Origin of the sequence: Casimicrobium huifangae (assembly GCF_009746125.1) — a bacterium.
Lineage (GTDB): Bacteria > Pseudomonadota > Gammaproteobacteria > Burkholderiales > Casimicrobiaceae > Casimicrobium > Casimicrobium huifangae.
Genome location: NZ_CP041352.1, coordinates 1,892,580 through 1,918,253, shown reverse-complemented (window position 1 = coordinate 1,918,253; position 25,674 = coordinate 1,892,580). Strand labels below are relative to the sequence as shown.

The 25,674-nt window shown below is 63.7% G+C and carries 20 protein-coding genes; 11 read left to right on the top strand and 9 right to left on the bottom strand.

What is annotated here, in order from left to right; genetic code table 11:
* Positions 1 to 918: a DMT family transporter gene (locus tag FKL89_RS08800; RefSeq protein WP_156862401.1), complete on the bottom strand. Its 918-nt coding sequence runs from the start codon at positions 916 to 918 to the stop codon at positions 1 to 3.
* A gap of 521 nt (positions 919 to 1,439) precedes the next feature.
* On the opposite strand from FKL89_RS08800, the gene urtA reads away from it, so the two are divergent.
* The 5 genes from urtA (at position 1,440) to urtE (ending at position 7,309) form a co-directional block, all read left to right on the top strand.
* The gene (gene urtA, locus FKL89_RS08795; RefSeq protein ID WP_181955222.1) at positions 1,440 to 2,726 is read left to right on the top strand and encodes an urea ABC transporter substrate-binding protein; all 1,287 of its coding nucleotides are present in this window, start codon (positions 1,440 to 1,442) and stop codon (positions 2,724 to 2,726) included.
* A 183-nt stretch (positions 2,727 to 2,909) separates the two neighbouring features.
* Entirely contained in the window at positions 2,910 to 4,478 is a 1,569-nt protein-coding gene (gene urtB, locus FKL89_RS08790; RefSeq protein ID WP_156864626.1) for an urea ABC transporter permease subunit UrtB, read from the top strand.
* A 3-nt stretch (positions 4,479 to 4,481) separates the two neighbouring features.
* Positions 4,482 to 5,618, top strand: coding sequence for an urea ABC transporter permease subunit UrtC (gene urtC / locus FKL89_RS08785; RefSeq protein ID WP_156862400.1), 1,137 nt, complete (start codon positions 4,482 to 4,484; stop codon positions 5,616 to 5,618).
* On the top strand, positions 5,615 to 6,514 hold the full coding sequence (gene urtD, locus FKL89_RS08780; protein WP_156862399.1) for an urea ABC transporter ATP-binding protein UrtD: 900 nt from the start codon (positions 5,615 to 5,617) through the stop codon (positions 6,512 to 6,514). Before urtC ends, urtD begins: the two co-directional genes overlap by 4 nt.
* A 102-nt stretch (positions 6,515 to 6,616) precedes the next feature.
* Positions 6,617 to 7,309 (top strand): urea ABC transporter ATP-binding subunit UrtE, encoded by a 693-nt coding sequence (urtE, locus tag FKL89_RS08775; RefSeq protein ID WP_156862398.1) that lies wholly within the window; start codon positions 6,617 to 6,619, stop codon positions 7,307 to 7,309.
* A gap of 46 nt (positions 7,310 to 7,355) precedes the next feature.
* Here the strand turns inward: urtE and FKL89_RS08770 are convergent, their stop codons facing one another.
* The 4 genes from FKL89_RS08770 to FKL89_RS08755 form a co-directional block, all read right to left on the bottom strand.
* On the bottom strand, positions 7,356 to 8,201 hold the full coding sequence (locus FKL89_RS08770; protein WP_156862397.1) for a 2OG-Fe(II) oxygenase: 846 nt from the start codon (positions 8,199 to 8,201) through the stop codon (positions 7,356 to 7,358).
* Positions 8,202 to 8,267: 66 nt separating this feature from the next.
* A complete protein-coding gene (locus tag FKL89_RS08765) occupies positions 8,268 to 10,148 on the bottom strand; it encodes a propionate--CoA ligase (RefSeq protein WP_156862396.1) in 1,881 nt (626 codons plus the stop codon).
* A 276-nt stretch (positions 10,149 to 10,424) separates the two neighbouring features.
* Positions 10,425 to 11,303, bottom strand: coding sequence for an SMP-30/gluconolactonase/LRE family protein (locus tag FKL89_RS08760; RefSeq protein WP_156862395.1), 879 nt, complete (start codon positions 11,301 to 11,303; stop codon positions 10,425 to 10,427).
* A gap of 44 nt (positions 11,304 to 11,347) precedes the next feature.
* Entirely contained in the window at positions 11,348 to 12,118 is a 771-nt protein-coding gene (locus tag FKL89_RS08755; protein ID WP_156862394.1) for an SDR family oxidoreductase, read from the bottom strand.
* Positions 12,119 to 12,442: 324 nt separating this feature from the next.
* Here FKL89_RS08755 and FKL89_RS08750 point away from each other — a divergent pair, with 324 nt between their 5' ends.
* A complete protein-coding gene (locus FKL89_RS08750) occupies positions 12,443 to 13,681 on the top strand; it encodes a TetR/AcrR family transcriptional regulator (protein ID WP_156862393.1) in 1,239 nt (412 codons plus the stop codon).
* A 33-nt stretch (positions 13,682 to 13,714) separates the two neighbouring features.
* On the opposite strand, the gene FKL89_RS08745 is transcribed toward FKL89_RS08750, so the two are convergent.
* Genes FKL89_RS08745 through FKL89_RS08730 form a run of 4 tightly spaced genes read right to left on the bottom strand, consistent with a single transcriptional unit; the run spans position 13,715 to position 20,158 of the window.
* Positions 13,715 to 16,816: an efflux RND transporter permease subunit gene (locus FKL89_RS08745; RefSeq protein ID WP_156864625.1), complete on the bottom strand. Its 3,102-nt coding sequence runs from the start codon at positions 16,814 to 16,816 to the stop codon at positions 13,715 to 13,717.
* Between the two features lie 5 nt (positions 16,817 to 16,821).
* Positions 16,822 to 18,000 carry an efflux RND transporter periplasmic adaptor subunit gene (locus FKL89_RS08740; protein WP_156862392.1) on the bottom strand — a complete coding sequence of 393 codons (1,179 nt, stop codon included), beginning with the start codon at positions 17,998 to 18,000 and terminating at the stop codon, positions 16,822 to 16,824.
* A complete protein-coding gene (locus FKL89_RS08735; protein WP_156864624.1) occupies positions 17,997 to 19,430 on the bottom strand; it encodes an efflux transporter outer membrane subunit in 1,434 nt (477 codons plus the stop codon). The genes FKL89_RS08740 and FKL89_RS08735 overlap by 4 nt, the downstream gene beginning before the upstream one ends.
* A 44-nt stretch (positions 19,431 to 19,474) precedes the next feature.
* A complete protein-coding gene (locus FKL89_RS08730; RefSeq protein WP_162527459.1) occupies positions 19,475 to 20,158 on the bottom strand; it encodes a TetR/AcrR family transcriptional regulator in 684 nt (227 codons plus the stop codon).
* Between the two features lie 288 nt (positions 20,159 to 20,446).
* On the opposite strand from FKL89_RS08730, the gene FKL89_RS08725 reads away from it, so the two are divergent.
* The 5 genes from FKL89_RS08725 to FKL89_RS08705 are packed head-to-tail and all read left to right on the top strand — an operon-like array spanning position 20,447 to position 25,652.
* Positions 20,447 to 22,120: a glycosyltransferase family 39 protein gene (locus FKL89_RS08725; RefSeq protein WP_156862390.1), complete on the top strand. Its 1,674-nt coding sequence runs from the start codon at positions 20,447 to 20,449 to the stop codon at positions 22,118 to 22,120.
* Between the two features lie 58 nt (positions 22,121 to 22,178).
* Positions 22,179 to 22,559, top strand: coding sequence for an SMR family transporter (locus FKL89_RS08720; RefSeq protein ID WP_156862389.1), 381 nt, complete (start codon positions 22,179 to 22,181; stop codon positions 22,557 to 22,559).
* Entirely contained in the window at positions 22,556 to 23,734 is a 1,179-nt protein-coding gene (locus FKL89_RS08715; RefSeq protein WP_156862388.1) for a DegT/DnrJ/EryC1/StrS family aminotransferase, read from the top strand. Before FKL89_RS08720 ends, FKL89_RS08715 begins: the two co-directional genes overlap by 4 nt.
* The gene (locus FKL89_RS08710) at positions 23,731 to 24,732 is read left to right on the top strand and encodes a glycosyltransferase (protein ID WP_156862387.1); all 1,002 of its coding nucleotides are present in this window, start codon (positions 23,731 to 23,733) and stop codon (positions 24,730 to 24,732) included. The genes FKL89_RS08715 and FKL89_RS08710 overlap by 4 nt, the downstream gene beginning before the upstream one ends.
* Positions 24,729 to 25,652 carry a formyltransferase gene (locus tag FKL89_RS08705; protein WP_156862386.1) on the top strand — a complete coding sequence of 308 codons (924 nt, stop codon included), beginning with the start codon at positions 24,729 to 24,731 and terminating at the stop codon, positions 25,650 to 25,652. Before FKL89_RS08710 ends, FKL89_RS08705 begins: the two co-directional genes overlap by 4 nt.
* The last annotated feature ends 22 nt before the right edge of the window (positions 25,653 to 25,674 follow it).

Here is a 25,674-nt window from a genome sequence, read left to right as displayed (position 1 = left end):
TCAGCCCTTGCGGCGATTGACCAGCACAATCCCGACCGCCACGAACGCCAGTGCAATCAACAAGGTAGCGCTGATCGGCTCGCTCAACCACCACGCGCCGAAGAGAATGGCGAACAACGGTGTCAGAAAGACAAACACCGAGACGCGCGTGGCCGGGTAGCGCCCCAGCAGCCACATCCATGCCAGATAGCTGGCAAATGCGCCAACGACGGTTTGCAGCACGAGCGAGAACCACGCGAAGCCGCTGAACGTGAACGACCAGGCTTCGCCCAGCCCCAGTGAGACGAACGGCAAGGTCACGGCGCTCACTGCTACCTGATAGAAGAGCAGCTTCTCGGCGGACACCTTGGTCAGCCCCGTGGTGCGGATGACCACGGTCGTCAATCCCCACAAGGCACCGGCGATTAGCGCCAGCAGGTCACCGCGCCACATCAGCGCTGCGTCGCGCCCCGCAGCGCTGGCCACGAAGCTCTCGCGCAGCGCGAACACAATGGCCACGAAGGCCAGCACTACGCCGGCCCATTGCACAGGTCGCAGACGCTCGGAACGCACCATCAGCGGGACAATGGCGGCCACCCAAAGTGGCGAGGTATAGACAAACACAGTCAGGCGCGAGGCCGTCGTGTATTGCAGTCCAGCGAACAGGCAGGCAAATTCCGCTGCAAACAGCGCGCCGGCCAGCAGGCCCGCAGCCAGCGAGCCATCGCGCGCGAACAGTCGGATGCCACGCCACGCGCACCACGCCCACAGAATCACCGTGCCAGCGGCAAAGCGCAGGAAGGCCTGCAATACCGGCGGCACATCGGGGATGGTGGCTTTGACCAACACCTGCTGGAAGCCCCAGAACAGGCAGCAGGCCAAAAGGATGGTCACGGCGAGACCGTCGAGATGGTCCTTACGCAAACTTGAAGTACTCATTCGGACATTGTGCCGGGTTGGCGGCGGCAAACCACCGACATCACCTTAGCTTTGGCACCAGGATAGCGCCGGACGCACCGAAAGCGAGGCGGTCGTTACCGCCGTGCACTCCGCTGCTGCGTTCAGCGAGACGTGAACACCGATACAGCTCAAGCACGAGAAGCCCGTTCAATATGGGCTGAACAACAAATTCCTCAACAAGTCGATATTGAGTGCTTTTCAGCTCTTGGCCCAATGGCAACGGGCTTTCACGTCAAAAGATGATGGCCAGCTGAATCGCTGCGTCGCGCGTCGAGAAGTGCAGCGAATTGCGCACCGCAAAGACGCTAACGCTCCTTTTCCGTGCAAGTCGTTCATGCGACCGTCGCAAACGGTGCCGCCGCACTCATTTGCATCGTGCACAAGGGGTTGTCACACATCCAGCGGACTGGTTGCCGCTTGGCACGGCATTTGCGATGCAGTGTTCAACCCACTCAGTGGGCACCCCACAACCAACCTCAAGACCATTGGGAGATAACGACATGCCACAAATTACCCGCCGCGGCGCCGTCAAGACGCTGACCGCTGCGATCATTGCTGCAAGTCTCGCACCGCTGTCCTTCGCACAATCGAAAGACCCGATCAAGGTAGGCGTGCTGCACTCGCTGTCGGGCACGATGGCGATCTCGGAAACGGTGCTCAAGGACGTGGCCCTGATGGCCATCGAAGAGATCAACGCCAAGGGCGGCGTCATGGGCCGCAAGCTCGAGCCGGTGGTGGTCGACCCGGCGTCGAACTGGCCGCTGTTCGCCGAAAAAGCCCGCCAGCTGATCTCGCAGGACAAGGTCGCCGTGACCTTCGGCTGCTGGACCTCGGTGTCGCGCAAGTCGGTGCTGCCGGTCTACGAAGAACTCAACAGCCTGCTGTTCTACCCCGTGCAATACGAAGGCGAAGAGCTGTCGAAGAACGTGTTCTACACCGGCGCCGCGCCGAACCAGCAGGCGATTCCGGCCGTTGAATATCTGATGAGCAAGGACGGCGGCTCGGCCAAGCGCTGGGTGCTGCTCGGCACCGACTACGTGTATCCGCGCACCACCAACAAGATCCTGCGCGCCTTCCTGAAGTCGAAGGGCGTCGCCGAAGCCGACATCATGGAGGAATACACGCCGTTCGGTCATAGCGACTATCAGACCATCATCGCCAAGATCAAGAAGTTCGCCTCCGAAGGCAAGAAGACCGCCGTGGTGTCGACCATCAATGGCGACTCCAACGTGCCGTTCTACAAGGAACTGGGCAACCAGGGCCTGAAGGCGACCGATGTGCCGGTCGTCGCGTTCTCGGTCGGTGAAGAAGAGCTGCGCGGTGTCGACACCAAGCCGCTGGTCGGCCACCTCGCCGCGTGGAACTACTTCATGAGCCTCAAGAACCCGGCCAACGACGACTTCACCAAGAAGTGGGCCGCCTACGCCAAGGCCAAGGGCATCGCCGGTCACAAGGACAAGCCGCTGACCAACGATCCGATGGAAGCGACCTACATCGGCATCTACATGTGGAAGCAGGCCGTCGAAAAAGCCAAGTCGACCGACACCGACAAGGTGATCGCCGCGATGGCCGGCCAGACCTTCAAGGCACCGGGCGGCTTCACGTCGACCATGGACATGAAGAACCATCACCTGCACAAGCCGGTGTTCATCGGCGAGGTCAAGGCCGATGGCCAGTTCAACGTGGTCTGGAAGACCAAGGGACCGGTCAAGGCGCAACCCTGGAGTCCGTTCATTGCCGGCAACGACAAGAAGAAGGACGAGCCGGATGGCAAGACCAAGATCTAGTCCGCTGAATCTGACACAGGCTTAGACGAATCCTCCGTGAGCCGGGCGTTGCTGCTGCAACAGTGACCCCGGCATTTTTTTGACCGCAACCCGGGCGTTTGCCCGTTCGCCACCCGCTGAAGAAGGAAGCCCGCCTTGCTCCGCCTGTCCAGCAGACTGCTCACCCGCTGCCGCACCGCCGCCATCGCCACCGCCTGGCTCGCGAGCCTGTGCGTGCCGGCCACTCACGCGCTGACGCCCGCGGCCGCCAAGGCCATCGCCGCCGGCGACAACGATGACCGCATCAATGCGCTGTCCGCCGCCGTCGCGGCCCCCGATGACGCACTGTCGAAACTGATCGATGCGCTGCTCGATGACTCCACCAAGATCGCCGGCGACAAGGTGCTGATCGTCGCCGACGGCAAGGCGACCGACGCCGCGACCGGCGCCGAAACCGCGCTGCCCGAAGGCGTCGAGGACGTCGTCAACAACAACCGCATGCGCCGCGAACTCGAGGCCGCCAAGGCCGCGCTCGGGCTGTTCTCGGACAGCGTACGCGTGCGCAACAACGCCATCGCCGAGCTCAAGGATTCGGCCGACGAGAGCAAGCTGCCGTTGGTCGACCGCGCGCTCGCCAAAGAGACAGAGCCTCCGCTGAAGGCCAAGCTCGAACAACTGCGCGCCGCGATGCTGATCGCGTCGGGCGACAAACAGAAACGCATCGACGCCGTCAACGCGCTCGCCAGCAGCTCGCAGCCGAGCGTGCGTTCGCTGCTGCAGGAGCGCCTCAATGCCGGGGGCGAGACCGACCCCGAGGTGCGCGCGGCGCTGACCACGGCCATCAAGAACGTCGAGAGCCGCCTCGCATGGGGCGAGCGGCTGGGCGTCGTGTTCACCGGGTTGAGCCTCGGCTCGATCCTGTTCCTCGTCGCGCTGGGCCTCGCGATCACCTATGGCCTGATGGGCGTCATCAACATGGCGCACGGCGAGCTGCTGATGATCGGCGCCTATGCCACCTACCTGACGCAGAACCTGTTCCGGCAGCACCTGCCGGGCGCGTTCGACTACTACATCATCGCGGCGATCCCGGCGTCGTTCATGGCGGCGGCGCTGGTCGGCGCGGTGCTCGAACGCACCGTCATCCGCTGGCTGTATGGCCGCCCGCTCGAGACCTTGCTCGCGACCTGGGGCATCTCGCTGGTGCTGATCCAGCTGGTGCGCACGATCTTCGGCGCGCAGAACGTGCCCGTCGAAAACCCGTCGTGGCTGTCGGGCGGCATCGAGGTGATGTCGAACCTGACGCTGCCGTACAACCGCATCGCGATCCTGTTCTTTGCCTTCTTCGTGCTCGCCGGCGTGTGGCTGCTGATCAGCAAGACGCGGCTCGGGCTGTTCGTGCGCGGCGTCACCCAGAACCGCAGCATGGCGGCCTGCATGGGCGTCAACACCGCGCGCATCGACACCTATGCCTTCGCGCTCGGCGCCGGCATCGCGGGGCTCGCGGGCTGCGCGCTGTCGCAGGTGGGCAACGTCGGCCCCGACCTCGGCCAGGGCTACATCGTCGACTCGTTTATGGTGGTGGTGCTGGGCGGCGTCGGCCAGCTCGCGGGCACCGTGTACGCGGGGCTGGGCCTCGGCGTGCTCAACAAGTTCCTCGAAGGCTGGACCGGTGCCGTGCTCGCCAAGATCATCGTGCTCGTGTTCATCGTCGTCTTCATCCAGCGCCGTCCGCAGGGCATCTTCGCCCTCAAGGGCCGCAGTGCGGAGGCCTGAGCGATGACCACTGCAACGCCTCCTGACCACGCCGCCACGCCCGCCCCCGCGAGCCTGCTCGGCACCCGCGGCCGCATCGCGCTGATCGCGGTGATCGCCGCCATCGTGGTGCTGGTGCCACTGCTCAATCTGGTGGTGCCGGCCGGCAACGTGTTTCACCTGTCCGACTATTCGGTGTCGCTGCTCGGCAAGATCATGTGCTACGCGATCTGCGCGCTGGCGATGGACCTGATCTGGGGTTACACCGGTATCCTGTCGCTCGGCCACGGCCTGTTCTTCGCGCTCGGCGGCTATGCCATGGGGCAGTACCTGATGCGCCAGATCGGCCGCGACGGCGTGTACAAGAGCGACTTGCCCGACTTCATGGTGTTCCTCGACTGGAAGACCCTGCCGTGGCACTGGACCGGCAGCGAGTACTTCGTGGTGCAGATGCTGCTGGTGATCCTGGTGCCCGGCCTGCTCGCGTTTGTGTTCGGCTTCTTCGCGTTCCGTTCGCGCATCAAGGGCGTGTATTTCTCGATCATCACGCAGGCCCTCACGTTCGCCGCGATGCTGCTGTTCTTCCGCAACGAGACGGGCTTTGGTGGCAACAACGGCTTCACCGATTTCAAGCGTATCCTCGGCGTGCCGGTCGCGACGCCCAGCATGCGCGTGTTCCTGTGCGTGCTAACGGGACTGACCCTGGTCGGCTTTTACCTGCTGTCGAAGTGGATCATCGCCAGCAAGTACGGCCGCGTGCTGCAGGCGATCCGCGACGCCGAGTCGCGCGTGCTGTTCACCGGCTACAACACGCTCTGGTACAAGTTGTCGATCTGGACCTTCTCGGCCGTGATGTGCGGCATTGCGGGCGCGCTGTACGTGCCGCAGGTCGGCATCATCAACCCCGGCGAAATGTCGCCGGCCGCGAGCATCGAGATCGCGATCTGGACCGCGGTCGGTGGCCGCGCGACGCTGATCGGCCCGATCGTCGGCGCGTTCTTCGTCAACGGTGCCAAGAGCTTTTTCACGGTCGCGTTCCCGGAGTACTGGTTGTATTTTCTCGGGGCGATGTTCATCGGCGTCACGCTGTTCTTGCCGCAAGGCATCGTGGGCCTGATCCGCAAGCTAGCCGCGAAGACCGCGAAGGGAGGCGCGAAATGACGCCCGATCTGCAGGAAGACGGCAGCAAGCGCCGCGAGGAATACCTCGCGAAGCAATCGGGCAGTTACTCGGCCGATGGCTCGGGTGGCCAGGCCGCGTTCGGCCGCGTGATCGGCGACGAGGTCGACACCGCGCACGGCGGCATCCTCTACGTCGACGACATCACGGTCTCGTTCGATGGCTTTCGCGCGTTGAACAAGCTGACACTCAACATTGCGGTCGGCGAGCTGCGTTGCATCATCGGCCCCAACGGCGCCGGCAAGACCACGATGATGGACGTCATCACTGGCAAGACCAAGCCCGACAGCGGACGTGCATTCTTCGGGTCGAACATCGACCTGCTGCGTCTGCGCGAGAGCGAGATCGCGGGCCGAGGCATCGGCCGCAAGTTCCAGAAGCCGACGGTGTTCGAGCAACTGTCGGTGTTCGAGAACCTCGAGCTCGCGCTCAAGATGGACCGCCGTGTGCGTGCGTCACTGATGCACCGGCTGAGCACGCACGACAGCGATCGCATCGGCGAGATGCTCAAGCTGATCCATCTGCGCGACAGCGGCGCGCGCATCGCGGGCGACCTGTCGCACGGCCAGAAGCAATGGCTCGAGATCGGCATGCTGCTGATGCAGGACCCGAAGCTGCTGCTGCTCGACGAGCCCGTCGCCGGAATGACCGACGAGGAGACCGAGCGCACGGCGGAGCTGTTCCTGTCGCTCGAAGGATCGCATTCGCTGGTGGTCGTCGAGCACGACATGAAGTTCATCGGTGAACTGGTCAACGGCGGCCAGCGCGAAAAGAAAAAGATCGTGACCGTGCTGCACGAAGGCAGTGTGCTCGCCGAGGGCGCGCTGGCGGATATGCAGGCGAACGAACGCGTCGTGGAGGTCTATCTTGGGCGTTAGCAGCAATCCATTTCCGACGAATGTAGGAGCGGCTCTGCCGCGACCAGCGTCGGTTCGCCATACTCCAGTCGCGGCAAAGCCGCTCCTACAGGGGTACTCGCAATGCTCGAACTGAAAGACGTCAACCAGTATTACGGCGGCTCGCACATCCTGCGCAACGTCTCGCTCGACGCCAGGGTCGGTGAGATCACGGTCGTGCTAGGGCGCAACGGCGTAGGCAAGACGACGCTGCTCAAGAGCATCATGGGCGTGGTCCCGATCAAGGCGGGCAGCATCACGCTGGACGGCCAGCCGATCCAGAAGGAGACCTCGTACGAGCGCGTGCGCAAGGGCATCGGCTTCGTGCCACAAGGCCGCGAAATCTTCGGTCGCTTGACGGTAGAGGACAATCTGAAGATGGGCCTCGCCTACAAGTCAGGCAGCGCGCCGATCCCGGCCGAACTGTACGAGCTGTTCCCGGTGCTGAAGCAGATGCTAAACCGCCGCGGCGGCGACCTGTCGGGCGGCCAGCAACAACAGCTGGCGATCGCCAGAGCACTGGCCGCCAACCCGAAGCTGCTGATCCTCGACGAGCCGACCGAAGGCATCCAGCCCAGCGTGATCAAGGACATCGGCCGCGTGCTGCGCCTGCTCGCCGACCGCAAGACCATGGCCATCGTGCTGGTCGAGCAGTATTACGATTTCGCCGCCGAACTGGCGGACCAGTACGTGGTGATGGAACGCGGCGAGGTCATCAAGCGCGGTCGTGGGGCGGATATGGAGGCGGATGGGGCGCGGCAGTTGGTGTCGATTTGAGACTGATGCAGCAAGCCGGCATCTGCCCCTGCCCACTGACAGAGGCCTAGACGAACTCACCTTCGCGCATCCACTTGGTTGCGACGTACTTCTCGCCCAGCGTGACCGGAGCGCCGCCGTGCAGGGTTTTGGTGTCGGGGTGCGGGCGGTCATAGCTGAAGAACACCGCGGAGCCCTTGATTGGCGCCACTTCGAGGCCGACATCGGGGAAGATGGTAGCGCCGCCACGCTCCGGTGTGCGCAGATACATCACGATGGTGCCTACGCGCTGCCCACCGCGTTGCAGGATGCGCGGTGTCCCCGGCTGCGCCGGGTCGAAGTAGTCGTAGTGCGGCACATACTGCGCACCATGCCGATAGCGCAGCACCTGCAGGCCTTCGCCGTTTTCGTAGGGCCAGCGCACCATCGCTGCCAGACGGCGTTCGATACGTTCGCAAAGCAGGTTTTCGCCGCGATTGAAGAACATGCCATCGCTGGTTCGGGCGCTATTCACCTCGTCGCCCCCCGTCTGATTGTCAACGGTCAGCGAGCGCGCGAGCTTGGGTTGCGCCAGTTCGATAAGCCCGTCGCACTCTTCGTCTGACAACACACTGCCAAACACGACCACGCGCGGGTGCTTCATCACCGTCCACACCTCGACCTGACGATCGCCGGCATCGACATAGGTTGGCGATTGCGTGAGATCAGGCCCGGGAATCCTGACGGAATTGACCGAGGGGGCACCAGCGCGATGCGCGACGAGCTGGTGACCGAGTGCCTCTGCAATGGCAGTGCGGACAAGATCCGGATGCCAGCCGCTCGACAGTGCGGACTTGGTCAGACTCTCTGCCGAGTGCCCACGTGCGAGGCACTCGTTGAGCCATTTCAGAAGATCGGGATTAGCGTTCGACATGGCGAAAGTTTACGAAAAGCGCGCCGCTGGCGCCCTCTTCGCCCCGCCTAACGTGCCCCGATGCGCCTACTTGACGCCGAGTGCCGCCTTGATCTGCGCCAACGCTGCCGGGTCTTCGATGGTCGTCAGGTCGCCCGGATCGCGACCTTCCGCCAGCGCCTGGATAGAACGCCGCAACAGCTTGCCGGAGCGCGTCTTCGGCAACAGCGTGACCAGATGTACTGCCCCCGGACGCGCGATGGCACCGATCTCTTTGTCCACCGTCTGAGCGATCGCCGTTTTGGTGGCGTCGGACGACTGCGACGGGTCCTTGAGCACGACGAAGGCAACCGGGATCTGCCCCTTGAGCTGGTCGGCGACGCCCACCACGGCGCATTCGGCCACCAGCGGGTTGGCCTGCACAGCCTCTTCGATCTCGCGGGTGCCCAGACGGTGCCCGGCGACATTGATCACGTCGTCGGTACGACCGAGGATGAAGTAGTAACCATCCTTGTCGCGTGTCGCCCAGTCAAAGGTGCTGTAGACCTGCTCGTCGCTGAAGGTACCGAAGTAGGTCTTGACGAAGCGTTCGTCATCGCCCCACACCGTCATCAGCGCCCCCGGCGGCAGCGGCGCCTCAATCACCAGCACTGCCTTCTCGTCAGCACCAACGGCACCGCCCGTCTCGCTCTTCAACTTGACGTTGAAGCCGTACACCGGGAACGACGGCGAGCCAAACTTGCGCGGTGTGTCCTCAATGCCCACCTGCGCCGAGAGGATCGGCCAGCCGGATTCGGTCTGCCAGTAGTTGTCGACGATCGCAACGCCACCCAGTGCGTCGCTCACCCAGCGGGCAGTCGGCTCGTCGAGTGGCTCGCCGGCCAGGAACAGGTATTTCAACGCCGGCAGCTTGTGCTGCTGCATGAATTTCGGATCCTGCTTTTTCAGCACGCGCACCGCGGTGGGTGATGAGAACATGGTCTTGACCTTGTTCTCGGCGCAGATCTTCCACCAGATGGCGGGATCGGGCCGCAGCGGCACGCCCTCGTACATGATCGTTGTATTGCCGTTGAGCAGCGGGCCGTACACGATGTAGCTGTGGCCAACCACCCAGCCAATATCGCTGGTGCAGAACATTGTCTCGCCCGGGTCGAGGCCGAAGATTTTCTTCATGCTTGACGTCAGCGCCACCGCGTAACCGCCGGTATCGCGCTGCACGCCCTTCGGCTTGCCGGTGGTGCCGCTGGTGTAGAGGATGTAGCTCGGGTGCGAGCTTTCCACCCATTCCACCGGCACCGTCTTCATCATGTGCGACGCGCGGAAGCCCGCCCAGTCGATGTCGCGTCCCGGCGTGGTCTGCATCGGCTCGAGGCCACGGTCGAACAGCAGCACCTTGGCCGGCTTGTGCTCCGCGAGATCGATGGCCGCGTCGAGCAGCGGCTTGTACGGCACCACTTTGCCCATCCGCATGCCGGCGTCGGCAGAGACGATCACCGTCGGTTTGGCGTCGTCAATGCGCGTGGCCAGCGAGGCTGACGCGAAACCGCCGAACACCACCGAGTGAATGGCTCCGATGCGCACCGTAGCGAGCATCGCGAACACCGCCTCCGGGATCATTGGCATGTAGATCAGTACACGGTCACCCTTGCCGACGCCAAGGCTTTGCAGCATGGCCGCGACACGGTTGACTTCGGCGTAGAGCTGCTTGAACGAATACTTGGTCTCGACGTCAGTCTCGGTCGAGATGAAGTGAAGTGCCGTCTGCTCGCCACGGCGTTCGACGTGGCGGTCAACCGCGTTGTGGCAGATGTTGGTGGTACCGCCGCCGAACCATTTGGCGAACGGGGGCTTCGAGAAATCGCAGATCTCGGTGGGTGGCGTCTTCCAGTCGATCAGCCTGGCCTCGTCAGCCCAGAACGCATCGCGTTCCTTGATCGAGCGGTTGTAGTGGTCGAGATAGGCACCCATGCAATTCCTCCACGTTTGATCAGGCAGATCACCCGCAGCGCCACGTTGGTACGGGCGGCGGCCGGCGACATTGATTGCATTGTGCCACCGGGTGCCTTACACGAAGCTTAGGTCTTATATAAGACCTGTGTGAAGAGTTCGATCAACTTTTTCATGAAACGCCCATCTGATATGGGCTCACTGGCAATTTAATCGAAAAGTCGACTAACTGCCGAATTGCACCCGACGCCCTTTTAGGACATGGCTTCTGTCAAAAAGATGTTGATCGGAAACCCGTCACAGGCAACGTGGCGGCCCCGCCGCAGGAACGTCCACACGCACGGCGTCAATCCGGCCCGTGCGCTCAGCGAGACTCTCGGCATGCGGCCGCACGCGACCGGACACCATGAATAGCGTGCAGCCGTCGGCACCGCCCAATGCACAGGCAATGCCCTGCTGCGAACTGGCAATTCGTTGCGCGATGCGCCCGCCCTGCAGCACGCGCACGAACTCGTTGCTGCGCGGCGAGGCCACCCACATCGCGCCTTCGGCATCGAGGCAGATGCCATCGGGTGCGATGTTGTCGAGGTCAGCCCACAACCGACGGTTGGCCAGCGTACCGTCACTCGCGATGTCGAACGCCGTCAAACGGCGACCAAAGGTCTCGGCCAGAATCATGGTGCACCCATCCGGCGTGATCACGGCGCCATTGGGGAACAGCACATCGTCCGCAGCGACGGACACCTTGCCGTCGGGCGCAACCATTGCCAGCACGGTTGGTCTGGGCTCCACTGGACGCACAAAGATGTCGAAGCCGAAATTGCCGATATAGGCACGACCGCTGGCATCCACCACCATGTCGTTGCACGGAAACGCGGCGAGGCCGGACAGATCCGCCGCCACTGCCAATCCGGTCGCGTCCAGCCGCATCAGCTTGCGATCCAGCATCGACACCACCAGCAGGCGACCATCCGGCAGCCAGCCCAATCCGGACGGCTGGTTGGGCACCTCTACCACTTTGTGGGCGCGGCCCTCGCTATCGATGCGCATCACGCAACGGGTAAAGAAATCCGAGAACCAGAGCTCACCGCCACCTGGCGCCGTCGGGTCAGCACGCCAGCGTGGTGCTTCGGCAAAGGCGAGCCCCGTGATGATCGGCGTGACGTGAGTAGTCATGGGTGTCTCCTCCGTGTCCGTGTCAATTGGCGCACGCGCCGCAGTTACGAACCAATCGTCACGCCACCATCAACGACAATCGCTTGCCCGGTCACGAACGAGCCCGCCTGCGAGGCGAGGTACACCGCCGTCCCCGCAATCTCGTCGGGTTCGCCGATGCGGCGCAGTGGCGTGGTTGCCGTCCGTCGCTTGAGCAGCTCGGCATCCTCCCACAGTGCCCGCGCAAAGTCGGTTTTGATCAACCCTGGCGCGATGCAGTTGACCCGCACGTTGTGTGGCCCAAGCTCCACGGCATAGTTGCGGGCAAGCTGAAAGTCCGCCGCCTTCGACACGTTGTAGGCGCCGATCACTGGCGAGCCGCGCAGGCCGCCGATTGACGACACGATGATGACGGCGCCGTCCCTGCGCTCGACCATCTGCGGCGCCACCATGCCGATCAGCCAGTGATTGGAAATGATGTTGTTGTCGAGGATCTTGCGGAACTGCTCGTCCTCGATGCCAGCCATCGGCCCGTAGTACGGATTGCTCGCGGCATTGCATACCAGGATGTCGATTTTCCCGAAGCGGGCGTTGGCACCATCGACCAATGCATGCAGCTCCTGCTTCGACGAAATATTGGCCGGCAGCGAGATGGCAGTGCCGTCGCCGAAGCGTGCATTGATCGCCGCTGCAACCTCCGCGCAGGCGTCCGCCTTGCGCGATGAAATCACCACCTTTGCGCCCTGCTCTGCCATGCGTTCGGCGATGGCGCGGCCGATCCCTTTGGATGAACCGGTGATGACAGCAACCTTGCCGTGCAAAGAAAACAGTGACATCGTGTGCTCCTTGTTGCTTTTGCGCGATGTGCCGCGGCACCGCAGCGCCGCTGGCACGCGCGTGACGATGCACTTCGCCGGACAAACCGATTTTTCCAAACCAGGCAACTCAGTGTATCCAGCGGCGCCTGTTTGGCCTAGAGTCTTGCGTCCGACTTTCGAGCCTGATTTTTGCCTGCCGATGTGCGGCGTCAATGACATTTGCATGACCTGGCCGGATGCCCCAGCCGACCAGCGCGCGGGCGATTGCGACGCAGCAACGGCATAATGCTTTTGCCCAAAGCTGCGCCCTCGTGGCGACGCTCCACCTTGACTCTTCCCGCCATGGCCACGCCTCCCACCAGCCCTTCGCAGACAGCCCGCTTTCAGGAGAAGCGTGAGGCGATCCTCGGTGCAGCCGCCAGTCTGTTCAATGAACTGGGCGTGAAGGGGGCAACACTGTCCGGCATTGCCGCGAGCGTCGGTCTGGTCACCAACAGCGTGACCTACTACTACCGCAAGAAAGAAGATCTGGCCACTGCCTGCTTTCTGCGCTCGATTGATGTGATCGATGCCATCGTGTCCACTGCCGCGCAGGAGGCTACGGTTGGGGCGCGCATCCAGCGCTTCTTCCTTGAGTATGTGACGCTACTCGCGCAGGTGGAGACGGGCGAGAAATCAGCGCTGGTGGTGTTCAACGATCTTCGCGCACTGCCGGAGCCCCATCTGGAGACGGTGTTCGGCGCCTACACCGATTTGTTCCGGCGCATCCGTGCGCTGCTCAAGGGCAACGAAACCGCGGGCCTGACTCGCGATGAACTCAATGCTCGTACGCACATCGTCATCTCGGTCATCAACTGGGTTCGCGCCTGGATGTGGCGCTATGAGCCCGACGAATATCCACGCATCGCCAGCCGGGTGGTTGACATCCTGCTCAACGGCATTCCGGCCGCTGACGTCGCCTGGCAGGAGACTGCCGGAGAAGCGTCATGGATGCTCGACACCGGCAGCAACGACACGGCAGACGCCTTTCTGCGCGCAGCCACCGACCTCGTCAACGAGCAGGGCTATCGCGGTGCTTCGGTGGATCGCATTTCGGCGCGGCTGAACGTGACCAAGGGCTCGTTCTATCACCACAATGACAACAAGCAGGATCTGATCAGCGCCTGCTTTGACCGTACCTTCGGCGTCGTCCGCCGCGCGCTGGTATTGGCCGAGGAGGCCACCGGCAGTGGCTGGGATCGTGCCTGCGCCGCCGCACGGGTGCTGGTGCGCTACCAGCTCTCCGAGCACGGGCCGTTGCTGCGCTCATCGGCGACCAGTGCGCTGCCTGATGAAGCGCATCGTGAGCGGGTACGCCGAACCATGATCCAGATGACCGAGCGCATGGTCTGCGTGCTGGTTGATGGCATGATGGATCGCTCGATCCGCCCCGTCGATCCTTCAATCACCGCCCAAATCGCCATTGGCCTGATCAACGCTGCCGCCGAGCTGCGCCGCTGGGTGCCCGGCGCCACCCGTGACAACGCCGTTGACCTCTACGCCCGGCCGATGTTCCTCGGCCTGCTCTGCCCGCCGGCCTGATTGCCGGCGGCTTCGAGCTGTCCCTCCGGTCGATCAGTCACCGGCAGCAGAGGCTTTCGGTCGGCGCCGAAACAGGTTGCCGATACGACTGAGACCTCGCTTGAACGCGCCTTCGAAGTCGTCGAAGAACGTAAACACAGCGGGGATCACCAGCAGCGACAGCACCGTGGACGTGATCAGGCCGCCAATCACCGCCACCGCCATCGGTGAACGGAAGCTCGGGTCGGCGGTGCCACTGCCAATGGCGATCGGCAGCATCCCGGCGCCCATCGCGATTGTCGTCATGATGATCGGTCGTGCCCGTTTGTGGCAGGCATCAAGCAAGGCATCGAAGCGGCTCATGCCGTGATCGCGCCGCGCCACGATGGCGTACTCCACCAGCAGGATGGAATTCTTGGTCGCCACCCCCATCAGCATGATCAGCCCGATCAGTGACGGCATCGAGAAGCTCTTCTGCGCGATCAGCAGCCCCACAAAGGCACCGCCCAGCGACAGCGGCAGCGCCGCGAGAATCGTCACCGGATGCAGGAAGTCCTTGAACAGCAGCACCAGCACGATGTAGATGCAGAGTACCCCGGTCAGCATCGCCAGGCCGAAACTCGCGAACAGCTCACCCATCACTTCGGCGTCACCCACCTCGACCACCTTCACCCCCGGCGGCAGGCTATTGATGCTCGGCAACTTGTTCACGGCTTCCACCACGTCACCCAGCGGAGCGCCTGACAATTCGATCTCGAAGTTGATATTGCGCGAACGATCGTAGCGGTCGATCACGGCCGGGCCGCTCGCCACATTGAGATCCGCCACCGAGGCCAGCATCACCGGCCCCTTGTTGCCGGGCACCGTCAGCCGGCCAAGGGCGTCCAGGTCTTGCCGCGCATCGGTCGTGAGCTTGACCACGATCGGCACCTGCCGCTGCGACAGGTTCAGCTTGGGCAGGAACTGGTCGTAGTCACCCACGGTACCGATGCGCAAGGTTTCGGCAATCGCCGCGCTGGTCACACCCAGCTCGGCAGCAGTGGCGATGTTCGGTTTGACCGCAATCTCGGGCCGCACCAAGCTCGCCGTCGACGTAATGCTGCCCAGATTCGGAATAGTGCGCAGATCTTTCTCCACAGCGCGCGCTGCCGTGGCGATGGCATTGGGATCGTCGCCGGTGAGCACCAGGATGTACTTCTCGCCGGAGCCACCCAGGCCGACCTTGCTGCGCACGCCAGGCACCTGCTCCAGCGCTTTGCGGATGTTGGCCTCAATCGGCTGCTTGCGCTCAGGTCGCTGCAAACGCTCGGTGAGCAGGATCGTCAGCGTCGCCTTGCGCACCTCCGCCAGCCCCTGCGGCGCAAACGGATCGGTGCCGGCGGAGCCGCCGCCGATGGTCGTGTAGACCGACTTCACATGCGGCACTGCCATCACCAGTTGCCGCGCCTTCTCCGCTGCGGCCTTGGTGTCGGCGAGTGTCGAGCCCGGCGCCAGTTCGAGGTAGACCTGTGTCTGCGAATTGTCGTCGGGCGGAATGAATCCGGTCGGCAGCAGCGGGATCAGCATGATCGAGCCGACAAAGAACGCGCCCGCTGCCACCAGCGTCACCCAGCGGTGCCGCAGGCACCACGCCGCCCAGCGCATGTAGATCTCCAGCCACTTCGGTTCGCGATGCGCCGCGACCATCGGCTTCATCATGTAGGCGGCCATCATCGGCGTCAGCATCCGCGCCACCACCAGCGAGGCGAACACTGCGAGCGCGGCTGTCCAGCCGAACTGCTTGAAGAACTTGCCGGCGATGCCACTCATGAAGGCAGTCGGCAGGAACACCGCAATCAGCGTAAACGTCGTGGCGATCACGGCAAGGCCGATCTCGTTGGCCGCCTCCATCGCCGCCTGATAGGGCGTCTTGCCCATGCGCAGGTGGCGCACGATGTTCTCCACCTCCACGATGGCGTCATCGACCAGAATGCCGATCACCAGCGACAGCGCCAGCAGCGTGACGACGTTGATCGAGAATCCGAGGTAGTACATGCCGATGAAAGCCGGGATCGCCGACAGCGGCAGCGCCACGGCAGATACCAGCGTTGCCCGCCATTCGCGCAGAAACAGAAAGACCACCAGCACCGCCAGCAGCGCGCCTTCGAGCAGCAGCTTGATCGAGGCTTCGTACTCCTCGGCCACAGGCGTCACAAAGTCGAACGACTCGCTCAGTTCGAGATCGGGATTTTCGAGCTTCAACTGGTCGAGCGCCTTGTGGATGCCCGCACCTACCTCGACCTCGCTGGCCCCCTTCGAACGCGACACCTCGAAGCCCACCACCGGTTTGCCGTTGAGCATTGCCGCCGAGCGCTGCTCGGCGATGGTGTCGACGACGCTGGCAATCTGGTCAAGGCGGACACGGCGGCCATCGTTGAGTGCGATTTCATACGCGGCCAGTTCCTCTGCCGAGCGTACGGTGGCGAGCAGACGCACCGATTGCTCGGCGCCGCCCAGATCAGTGCGACCACCGGCCGCCTCCACCTGCACCTGCTTCAACTGCCGCGACACGTCGGCGGCGCTGACCCTGAGTGCCTGCATGCGCACTGGATCGAGCTGCACCTGCACCTGCCGGTCAACGCCGCCGACGCGGGTCACCGCGCCGACGCCGCGCACGGCCAGCAGCTTGCGGGTGAGCGTGTTGTCCACGAACCACGACAGCGCCTCGTCATCCATCCGCTTCGACGCGATGGTGAAGGCGAGTACCGGGCTGCCAGCGAGATCAATCTTGTTGATCACCGGATCGCGCAGGTCACCGGGCAGTTCAGCGCGCACGCGCGAGACGGCCGAACGGACATCGTCCACGGCCTCCTGCACCGGCTTTTCCAGCCGGAACTCGGTGGTAATGGTGGCGCCACCGTCCTGCACCTTGGTGTAGATGTGCTTCACCCCCTGCAGAGTGGCAATCGAGTTCTCGATCTTGCGCGCCACTTCGTTCTCAAGCTGCCCCGGCGAAGCCCCCGGCAACGAGGCGCTGACCGTCACCGTGGGCAGATCGAGGTCGGGGAAGTTCTGCACCTTCATGGCCGAGAACGAGAACAATCCGGCCAGGGTGAGCAGGAAGAAGATCATCACCGATGGAATCGGATTTTTGATCGACCAGGAGGAGACATTCATCATGCTCAGGCCCCTGCTTTGCCTGTCGCCGGCGTTTTGGCTGGCGCAGTGGCCGACGGTGCGGATGCGTTGCCTGTTGCCGCCGCCACCCGAACGACGTCACCTTCGGCCAGGAAGGCGGCTCCACTGGCCACCACCTCCTCGCCCGCCTTGATGCCGGCAGTGATTTCGACCCGGTCGCCGACACGGCGGCCCGTCTGCACTTTCAGCTGGGTGACCTTGTTGCCCGCTTCGAGTTTGAACACATAGCTGAAGCCATCGCGCAACACCACCGCCTGTTGCGGCAACGACAGCGCCCCGGTCGCACCGACCGCGAACTCGCCGCGCGCAAACATGCCAGCGCGGGCTTCAGCGTGCTTTGCGAGATCAACGTAGACGATGGCGTTGCGAGAGGTGGTGTCCACCGTCGGCGCCACTACCCGCACCTTGCCGTTCACCGCGGCGCCAGTGGGCATGGTCACGGTGACGGCCTGGCCGGGCGCCACCTTGGCCAGCTCACTGGCCGTGACCTCGGCGCGCCACTCCAGACGGTTGCCACGAATCAGGCGGAACAATTCCTGGCCACTGCCGACCACGGCGCCCACCGTCGCGGCCCGCGCCGAGATCACGCCGTCATCCGGGGACACGACGCGGGTGTAGCCGACGCGTAGCTGGCCGTTGTCGCGCGCCGCCTTGGCTGCCTGCAGGCGCGCGGCTGCCGTTTTGGCTGCCGTCACGTACTGATTGATCTGCTGCGCGGACATCGCGCCGCTGTCCTGCAGCGTGCGGGCACGCGCAGCATTGGCGTCGGCTTCAGCCAACGCCGCTTCGGCCTCGGCAACGGCCGCATTCTGCTGCGCGAGATCGGCGCGAATCGTCTCAGGCGCGAAGGTGGCGAGCACCTGACCACGCTTGACCATGTCGCCAACGTTCACCCGTACTTCGCTGATGCGCAGCCCGGCCAATTCGGCCCCGACGATCGCCTCCTGCCACGGCGCGATATTGCCGTTGGCGGCGAGCTTCACCGGCCACTCCGATTGCGTTGCCCGTGCGGTGGTGACTGTCAGTGCCGGCTTGGCTGCCGCTGCCGGCTTCTTGTCGTCGGCGGCACGAACGGTGGTGACGCCGATGACGCCCACTGCCAGCACGGCGCCGAGCGCGATGACCAACGCCTTGCGTTGCTGAAAAACTGTAGCGAAACTCATGGACGATTCTCCGAAACTTGTACTTGCTTCTGATCCCAACCGCCGCCAACGGCGCGGTAGAGCGAAATGGCTGCGTTCAGCCGCTCGCGCTCCAGCGCGAGTACGGCCACCTGGGCGCCGAGCACGGCACGGCGAGCGTCCTCCAGCTCAAGCACGCTGCCAGCTCCGGCGGCGAGCCGCGCCTGCGCGGCCTTCTCGAACGACTGATAGCCGCCAAGCGCGGCCAGCAGCTCTGGCGCACGATGGCGCGCGGCATCGAGCTGGGTCAGCGCCTCTTCCACCTCTCGCACAGCGCGCACCGCTGTCGCACGGTAACCGGCCAGCGCCTCCTCGTAGCGCGCCTGCGCCAGCGATACGGCGGCTGTTCGCCGCCCGGCATCGAACAGTGGCAGGCTGAGCGACGGGCCGAAACCCCAGGTGGCGCCGTTCACATTGGCACCCGCCACGCGGGCAACACCGTAGCCAATATTGCCGGTGAGCGACAGTTTCGGGTAGCGATCTGCCTCCACCGCGCCAATCTCGGCCGTCAGGGCGGCCAGTTCGCGTTCCGCCGCAGCCAGATCCGGCCGCTGGCTAAGCACGCTGGCTGGCACCGAGGCCACCTGCGGTGCAGCCGCGCTCGGCACCGTGGCGCGACTGCCCGCCAGCAGCGCGCGCAGCTCCGGCTCCGGCAAGGCGGTCAGCGCGACGAGCGCCTTGACGCCCAGATCAACCTCGGCACGCTGCGCCAGCAAGCGGGCGGCAGCCTCGGACGCACTCGCCTTGGCCAGTGCGGCATTGGCCGGCGCTTCGAAACCAGCAGATGTCTTCAGCGCCGTGAGGCGGGACGTCTCGGCACGGCTTGCCGCGTCACGCTCGTAGCCAGTCATCAAGGCCTCGCTGATGCGCAGATTGACATAGGCTGTGGCGACCTCGGCGGCGAGCGCCACGCGTGCCTGATGCCAGTCTGCGTTGCGCGCACCGAGGCGCGCGTCCGCTGCGTCGCGGGTGCGACGATTGCCGCCGAACAGATCGAGTTCCCACGCGGCCTGCGCCGAGGCGATCGCACGGCTGACGGCGCCAAGGCCGTCGCCCGCGTTGCCGCGATTGGCCGACGCACTGCCGCTTACCGCGGGCGCCACCGCAGCACCGGCGATGGTTTGCGTGGCGCGCGCCTGGTCAATGCGGGCAACCGCCTGCGCGACGCTCGGGCTGCTCTGCTGAGCGCTGGCGATCAACCGGCTCAGGGTGGCGTCATTCCACTGCGACCACCAACGCTGCAACGCCTGTCCGTCGCCATCGTGGGGTAGCGGGGCTTGCCACGCGGCCGGTGCGATGATGGGCGGCGGCGCGTACTGCGGGCCGACTGCGCAGGCGCTCAGCAGCAGGCTGATCGCCACGGCACCGGTGATCGCTGTCAGACGTGCGGGCCGTCGCCGGCGCGACGGCATGGCCCCAGGCTGCTGGCGGGTAGCCTGCAAAGGATGTATCGCTCTCATGGAGTGAACTCGCTGGTGTGGGAAGGTAATTCGGAAAGGTTGTCGGCGGAAGGGCCGGCGCGTGGCGGCAGGATGGCATCAAGCGCCATCTCGACCGTACGCACCACTCGCGCGAAGGATTCTTCGCTCTGCTCCTGCATGTCAAGATGCAGCGCGCCGGTGAAAGCACAACGCAGGAAGTGCAGTTGCTCCGCCTTGAGTGGCGTGCCAACAGCAGCAAACCCGGCGGCGAGAATTGCCATGACGCGGGCGTCGAACTCCTGCAGCCACTGGCGGATACCCGGGTCCTCGTCGCTCGCGACCAGCAGACCGACCAGCAGGCGAAACCACTGGCGGTCCGACTTCTCGGGTGTCAGCAGTTGCCGGAATTGCTCGGCCTTCGGCACGTCGCCCGCAGCATTGCCAGTAGCAACAGCGCCCGATGAAGCGATTGAGCCGAGCGGGGCGAGCAATGTCTCGACGCCGTATTGCGCGGTCGCACGCAGCAAATCATTGCGCGTTGGGAAGTAATAGGTGAGATGACTTTGCCGGATTCCGGCCCGGGCCGCAACGGCATGCTGCGTCAGCGCGTGAAACCCCTCGGTCAGCAGCAATTCAGCCGCCGCCGCGAGAATTTTCTCGCGCTTGGGGGCCGTGGGCTTCAGTTGCGCGAAGCCGGGAATGCAAAGCTTGATGTTCACTTTTTGGTAATCGTACCAAATGTCAGTCGAGTGTTGACGTGACATTTGGTATTAAAACCAAACTGGACGATCAGCTTTTTCATCAAAGCCTTATTCAATATGGGCTTATGGTGAGAAAAGTGCCGGAGTCGAGTTTTGCCATTTATGCGTCACAGTCCCTTTGCCAATGGGCATTTCAAGAAATAGTTGTCAGTGAATCAAACTACCGAAAACAGGCAATCTGCCCGACTGGCGACCACCGCATCCTCCCCCGCACAGCCCGCGCCCCCTCTGCTAGCATCGTCCGCCGTGAAGCTGTCCTCCCCTCTGCTGGCGCTGCTTGCTGCGCTATTCCTCGCCGCCTGGCTGATTCCCTCCGCCTACCGTACCCTGGTCCGCCCGGATGAAGGCCGCTACGCCGAGATCGCCCGCGAAATGGCGGTGTCCGGCGACTACGTGACGCCAACCCTCAACGGCCTGAAGTACTTCGAGAAGCCGCCGCTGCAGTACTGGGCCACGGCGCTGGCGATCGACACCTTCGGGCTGAACAACTTCACCGGCCGCTGGTGGCCGGCATTCACCGGCCTGCTCGGGCTGCTGTTCACCTGGTGCGCCGCCCGCGCGCTCGCTGGCCGCGAAGTGGCGATGGTCACCACCGCGGTGCTCGGCGCCATGTGCTACTACTTCCTGATCGCGCACATCAACACGCTTGACATGGGTTTGAGCGCGTTCATGACGCTCACGCTGGTGGGCATGCTGCGCGGCTTTGGCGTGCAGGGGCAATCGGTGACAGCTGCCCGCGGCTGGATGGTGGCGGCATGGGCTGGTGCCGCGCTGGCTTTCCTCTCCAAAGGGCTGATCGGCATCGTGCTGCCGGGCGCCATCTTTGTGCTCTACCTGCTGATGACCCGGCAATGGCGTCTGCTGACGCGACTGGAATGGCTGTGGGGACCGCTGGTATTCCTGCTGATCGCGCTGCCGTGGCCGCTGCTGGTGCAGTCACGCAATCCGGAATGGGCCAATTTCTTCTTCATCTACGAGCATTTCGGCCGCTTTGCCAACGAAGAGCACGACCGTATCGGTTCGCTGTTTTACTTCGTGCCGCTGGTGATCGTAGGCCTGATGCCGTGGACGCCAGCCTTGCTCAAACTGCTGCACCGCAGCGGCTGGCAAACGCTGCGCGAGACCTACGCGGGTGCAACGCTTAACGTGCCGCTATTTCTGACCATCTGGTGCGTGTTCATCTTCCTGTTCTTCAGCGCATCGAAATCGAAGCTGTCGTCCTACCTGCTACCCATTACACCGGCCGCCGCGCTACTGCTGACGCCGATCATGCTGGCCGGTTCCGATCGCTCGTTCCGCCGCCTGCTGCTGCTGATCGCAGTCGTGCCAGCGGTGTTGTTCCTGATCCCTTTGGCGCGCGAACGCTTCGTCAACGATGCCTACACACCCGGCATGGTCGATGCGTTCTCGCTGTACGTGATCGTCGGCGCAAGTTTCTTTGCCCTGGCCGTATTTGCCGCGTGGCAGCTCAATCGCCGCGGTCGCCGCTTTGACGCCATGCTGATGGCCGCCGTGCTCGCCACCGTTGGCGGCAGCATCACGGCCAGCGGTTACGAGGCACTGTCGCCCAGCACATCGAGCAAGCAACTGGTGCAGGATTTTCTTGCCGCTGATGCCAACTACTCGAAAGCCGATCCGTTTTACTCGGTAGGACTGTTTGAGCAGACGCTGCAGCCCTACCTTGAACGCACGACGATACTGGTCGACTACCTCGACGAACTGGGCCTCGGTGCCGCCGCCGAACCGCACAAGGTGCGTTTCAATTTCGCGGATTTCGCCGACGAATGGCAAGCGCTGGAACGCGGCTATGCGATCACCGACTTCGATCAGCTGCCGCGCTTTGACCTGCACGGTCTTGAGTACCACGTGGTGGCAGCGGACTTGCGTCGGGTCATCCTGGCGCGTCACGCAGCGCATTGAAGCGCCTGCTGCCACTGCCGTCGTCAGGCCAATCCGGCGCTCATAGGACAATACTGGCATGACCGCCACCGCTTTTGCCATTGCCATCACCAGCGTGCTGCTCAACGCGGCGGCACAACTGTTCCTGAAGGCCGGCACCAATGTCGTCGGCACCGTCAGTTTCGGCGGTGCCGATACGATGCAGACGCTGATGCAAATTGCGCGCGTGCCGTGGTTCTGGGCTGGTTTTACCTGCTATGGCATCAGTCTTTTCACCTGGATCGCAACGCTGTCCAGGGCACCGGTGAGCGTGGCCTATCCGCTGCTCTCGATCGGTTATGTGGTCAATGCGCTGATCGCGTACTGGCTGTTTGGTGAATCGCTGACGGTGCAAAAGATCGTCGGCATCGGCTTCATTGTGATTGGGGTCGTGTTGCTCTCGTGGAACTTTTCGAAATGAGCCCTGAATCAACCTCTGCCCTGAAGCCGCCGGCCAGGCCCATCGCCTTCGCCGCGCCGCTGCTGGGCGAGGAAGAATTTGCCGCCTCCGACGCCGTCCTGCGCTCCGGCTGGATCGCCTCGGGCCCCAATGTCATCGCGCTTGAAAATGAGCTTTCGGCCTACTTCGGCGGACGCCCAACACGCGTACTGACCAGTGAAACGGCGGCACTTGAAGTTGCCCTGCAGTTGCTGGGCATCGGTGCGGGTGATGAAGTGCTGATCGGTGCACAGACTTTCTTTTCCAGCGGCAACATGGTCGAGAAGGTCGGCGCCAGGGCCGTCTTCGTCGATGTTGACCTGAAGAGCCGCAATATTGATCTCGCCGACGCCACCCGTCGCCTGACACCGCGCACGAAGGCGATCATCCCGACCCACTACGCCGGCCTCGCCTGCGACATGGACGCCTTGTACGCGTTCGCAAAGCAGCACAAGCTGCGCGTGATTGAAGACGCCGCGCTCGCCGTCGGTTCGTCCTGGCGCGGCAAGGCGATTGGCAGCTTCGGCGACATTGCACTGTTCTCCTTTCATCCGAACAAGAACATCACCACCATTGAAGGCGGCGCACTGGTGTGCAACGATGTGGCGGACGCCAAACGCGTCGAAGTGCTGCGCTTCCACGGCATTTCACGGCTGCCGGACCAGACGCGTGATGTCGATTTTCCCGGCGGCAAATTCAACCTGCCGGATGTCAACGCCGCCATCGGCCGCGCGCAGCTGAAGAAGCTTGACCACTTCAGCGCTCACCGCCGGAAACTGGCACATCGTTACCTGTCGAACCTGCGCGAGGTACTGTCCGACGACCTGCTGCCGCACGCGGGCCACGCCGGTGACGAGGCCGGGCATAGCTGGAATCTGTTCGCCATCCGCCTGCCGCTCGATCGCATGACCTTCACCCGCCCGCAGGTGATGGATGCCATGAAGGTGCGTCAGGTCGCCACCAGCGTCTCCTATGAGTCGCCGCATCTGACCAGCCTGTTCCGCAAGCAGGGCTGGAAAGCGGGCGATCTGCCCAATACCGAACTGATTGCCGATACGACGCTGACCTTGCCGCTGCATGCCGGATTGACCGAAAGCGATGTCGACTATGTCTGCGCGGCGCTGACGGACGTACTCAAGGAAGGCGGCTTGCAGTGAGCCATCATCCAACGCTCTCCGTCGTCATCCCCGTCTACAACGAGGAGGCTGTTCTCACCGAACTGTTCGCCAGGCTCTACCCGGCGCTCGATGCACTGAACACGGCGTACGAAGTCATCTTCATCAACGATGGCAGCCGCGACCGCTCGCCGGCGCTGCTGCTCGATCAGCAGAACAAACGTCCTGACGTGACACGGGTGATCCTGTTCTCGGGCAACTTTGGCCAGCACAGCGCGATCCTTGCCGGCTTTGCGCATGTGCGAGGGGAGATCGCCGTCACGCTCGACGCCGATCTGCAGAATCCACCGGAAGAGATTCACAAGCTGCTCGCCGCCTATCGTGAGGGCCACGACTACGTTGGCTCCATCCGCGACATGCGGCGTGGCGATGCCTGGTGGCGCGGCGCCGCCTCGAAGCTGCTCAACCGCATCCGCGAAAAGACGACGCGAATCAAGATGACTGATCAGGGCTGCATGCTGCGTGCCTATTCGCGCCGCATCGTGGAGCTGATCAACCAGACCCGCGAGGTGCGCACCTTCATTCCGGCGCTCGCCTACACCTTCGCGATGAACCCCACCGAAGTGGTGGTGGCGCACGCGGAGCGCGCGGCCGGCGAATCGAAGTATTCGTTCTACCAGTTGCTGCGGCTCAACTTTGACCTGATGACCGGCTTCTCACTGGTACCGCTGCAGATGTTTTCGCTGCTTGGCATGCTGGTGGCCGTCGGCTCGGCGCTGACCTATCTGGCGCTGATGGTGTACCGGATGACCACGCTGCCGATGCGCGAGGCGCTGCTCGCCATGCTGGATCGCGACATTCTCGAGTTCTTTCTGATCGGCATGGTGCTGTTTGGTCTCGGGCTGGTGGGTGAATATGTGGGGCGCATCTATCTGCAGGTGCGTGACCGACCGCGCTATGTGATCGACCGCGTGGTCGAGCAGGCTCCGGCCTTCCCAGCTGGCGCCAGTGACATCGCTTCCGCACGCGATCTGGCATGACCCGCGCCGTTGTCTTTGCGTATCACAACGTCGGCGTGCGCTGCCTGCGCGTGCTGCTTGATCAGGGCGTCGATGTTGCGCTGGTGCTGACGCATGAGGATTCGCCCACCGAGACCATCTGGTACGACTCCGTGGCTCAGGTCTGCGCCGACCACAGTATTCCATTCATCACGCCCGATGACGCCAACGCACCGGATGTGGTGGCCCGCATCCGGGCGCTGGCGCCGGAATTCTTCTTCTCGTTCTACTACCGCAAGATGCTGGGCGCCGATCTGCTCGGCATCCCGACGCGTGGCGCGCTGAACATGCACGGCTCGCTGCTGCCGAAGTATCGCGGCCGGGTGCCAGTGAACTGGGCAGTGCTGCACGGCGAGCGCGAAACTGGCGCCTCGCTGCACTACATGGAGATCAAGCCGGACGCCGGCAATCTGGTCGCGCAGACGGCCGTGCCCATCCTGGGGGACGATACGGCGTTCGAAGTTTTCCAGAAGGTCACCGTCGCCGCTGAACTGACACTGGCGCGTGCGCTGCCGCAACTGATTGCCGGCACTGCGCCGAGCGTGCCACTCAATCTCAAGGCAGGCTCGTACTTCTCGGGCCGCAAGTCGGAAGATGGCCGCATCGACTGGACACGCACGGCCGCCGAGGTGAACAACCTCGTGCGTGCAGTCGCACCACCCTACCCCGGCGCCTTTGCAGACGTTGGTTCGAAACGCATCATCGTGGCAAAGGCCCGCGTCGCCGCAGCAGAAGCGACGTCCAGCGTACCCGTCGCGGGCCAGATCGCCCGCACGAGCAACGGATCGTCGGGGTTCGTCTGTGGCGACGGCAAGCTGCTGATCCCGCTGCGACTGATCGTAGAGGACAAGACTCTCGACGCGAGCGCCAGCCAAACGTGGCTGGCTACCGTGAAACAATAGCAATCTACCCGCCCGCTGATGC

Bases quoted from the DNA above. Each gene is read 5' to 3' on its own strand.
- FKL89_RS08800 (WP_156862401.1), bottom strand. From the start codon at position 918: ATGAGTACTTCAAGTTTGCGTAAGGACCATCTCGACGGTCTCGCCGTG.
- urtA (WP_181955222.1), top strand. From the start codon at position 1,440: ATGCCACAAATTACCCGCCGCGGCGCCGTCAAGACGCTGACCGCTGCG.
- urtC (WP_156862400.1), top strand. From the start codon at position 4,482: ATGACCACTGCAACGCCTCCTGACCACGCCGCCACGCCCGCCCCCGCG.
- urtD (WP_156862399.1), top strand. From the start codon at position 5,615: ATGACGCCCGATCTGCAGGAAGACGGCAGCAAGCGCCGCGAGGAATAC.
- urtE (WP_156862398.1), top strand. From the start codon at position 6,617: ATGCTCGAACTGAAAGACGTCAACCAGTATTACGGCGGCTCGCACATC.
- FKL89_RS08770 (WP_156862397.1), bottom strand. From the start codon at position 8,201: ATGTCGAACGCTAATCCCGATCTTCTGAAATGGCTCAACGAGTGCCTC.
- FKL89_RS08765 (WP_156862396.1), bottom strand. From the start codon at position 10,148: ATGGGTGCCTATCTCGACCACTACAACCGCTCGATCAAGGAACGCGAT.
- FKL89_RS08760 (WP_156862395.1), bottom strand. From the start codon at position 11,303: ATGACTACTCACGTCACGCCGATCATCACGGGGCTCGCCTTTGCCGAA.
- FKL89_RS08755 (WP_156862394.1), bottom strand. From the start codon at position 12,118: ATGTCACTGTTTTCTTTGCACGGCAAGGTTGCTGTCATCACCGGTTCA.
- FKL89_RS08750 (WP_156862393.1), top strand. From the start codon at position 12,443: ATGGCCACGCCTCCCACCAGCCCTTCGCAGACAGCCCGCTTTCAGGAG.
- FKL89_RS08745 (WP_156864625.1), bottom strand. From the start codon at position 16,816: ATGAATGTCTCCTCCTGGTCGATCAAAAATCCGATTCCATCGGTGATG.
- FKL89_RS08740 (WP_156862392.1), bottom strand. From the start codon at position 18,000: ATGAGTTTCGCTACAGTTTTTCAGCAACGCAAGGCGTTGGTCATCGCG.
- FKL89_RS08735 (WP_156864624.1), bottom strand. From the start codon at position 19,430: ATGCCGTCGCGCCGGCGACGGCCCGCACGTCTGACAGCGATCACCGGT.
- FKL89_RS08720 (WP_156862389.1), top strand. From the start codon at position 22,179: ATGACCGCCACCGCTTTTGCCATTGCCATCACCAGCGTGCTGCTCAAC.
- FKL89_RS08715 (WP_156862388.1), top strand. From the start codon at position 22,556: ATGAGCCCTGAATCAACCTCTGCCCTGAAGCCGCCGGCCAGGCCCATC.
- FKL89_RS08705 (WP_156862386.1), top strand. From the start codon at position 24,729: ATGACCCGCGCCGTTGTCTTTGCGTATCACAACGTCGGCGTGCGCTGC.